Below are 1,345 nucleotides of genomic sequence, written 5' to 3'. Positions count from 1 at the left end.
ACCAGGCTGCTCCATCCCGCGCCTGTGAGATCGAATTCTACGGATTTACCCGTGGCTGTCAAGCTTTTTTCTGAAAAAAACCTTTCCTGTTCAAACTCTTAGCGTTTGAATATGACGCGCAGCTCAGGCACGACGGGGCTTTCAGGCCGATTATCGAGCAATGCCGCCTACAGGCTGCATACCCCGAGGGCGCATGCGATACTATCTGTATGAATTTACAGTGCTGACGGTCATCCATGTCCTTGCGCAAGATCATCCATGTCGACTGCGATTGCTTCTATGCCGCGATCGAAATGCGTGACGACCCACGCCTGGCCGGGCGGCCCATGGCGGTGGGGGGCTCGCCCGACCATCGAGGGGTGATCGCTACCTGCAACTATGAAGCGCGTGCCTATGGCGTGCGCTCGGCCATGTCGTCGCGGCATGCGCTGAAGCTGTGCCCGGACTTGCTGATCGTCAAGCCGCGCTTCGAGGCCTACCGTGAGGCCTCGCGGGAAATCCACACGATCTTCCGCGACTACACCGAGCTGATCGAGCCGCTGTCGCTGGACGAGGCCTACCTGGATGTGAGCGACAGCCAGTGGTACTCGGGCAGCGCCACGCGTATTGCCGAGGATATCCGCCGGCGCGTCGCCCGCACCCTGCATATAACCGTCTCGGCCGGTGTGGCGCCGAACAAGTTCCTGGCCAAGATCGCCAGTGACTGGCGCAAGCCCAATGGCCTGTTCGTGATTACCCCCGGCGAAGTGGAGGCGTTCGTCGCCGCCCTGCCGGTGGCCAGGTTGCACGGGGTGGGCAAGGTAACGGCAGACAAGCTGGCGCGGTTGGGGATCGAAACCTGCCTGGAGCTGCGCGAATGGTCGCGTCTGGCGCTGGTGCGCGAGTTCGGCAGCTTTGGCGAGCGTTTGTGGGGGCTGGCGCGGGGTATCGATGAGCGTGCAGTGCACAATGACAGCCGCCGGCAGTCGGTCAGTGTGGAAAACACCTACGACACCGACCTTCCGGACCTGGCCAGTTGCCTGGCACGGCTCCCCGAGTTGCTGGAAAGCCTGAACGAGCGTATTGCCCGCATGGACAGCAGTTACCGGCCGGAAAAACCCTTCGTCAAGGTCAAGTTCCATGACTTCAGCCAGACCACCATGGAGCAGGCAGGGGCGGGCAGGGACCTGGAGAGTTATCGACAGTTGCTGGGGCAGGCGTTTGCCCGGGGTGGCAAGCCGGTGCGCTTGCTGGGGGTAGGCGTAAGGTTGCGCGACTTGCGCGGGGCGCATGAGCAGCTGGAGCTGTTCCCGCCTCAATAAATGGCCTGGGCCTGGCTGCACGGCCCCCTGTGGGAGCGGCCTTG

General features: G+C 62.5%; 1 protein-coding gene. It reads left to right on the top strand.

The annotated features are described in order from the left end of the window. Positions 1-242: 242 nt before the first annotated feature. The gene (gene dinB, locus M2S36_RS15500; RefSeq protein ID WP_172827523.1) at positions 243-1,301 is read left to right on the top strand and encodes a DNA polymerase IV; all 1,059 of its coding nucleotides are present in this window, start codon (positions 243-245) and stop codon (positions 1,299-1,301) included. Positions 1,302-1,345: the final 44 nt, after the last annotated feature.

It is taken from the genome of Pseudomonas sp. SF2 (assembly GCF_036858055.1).
GTDB lineage: Bacteria > Pseudomonadota > Gammaproteobacteria > Pseudomonadales > Pseudomonadaceae > Aquipseudomonas.
Note: the sequence above shows the minus strand (reverse complement) of the source record. Positions and strands in the feature narration are given on the sequence as shown.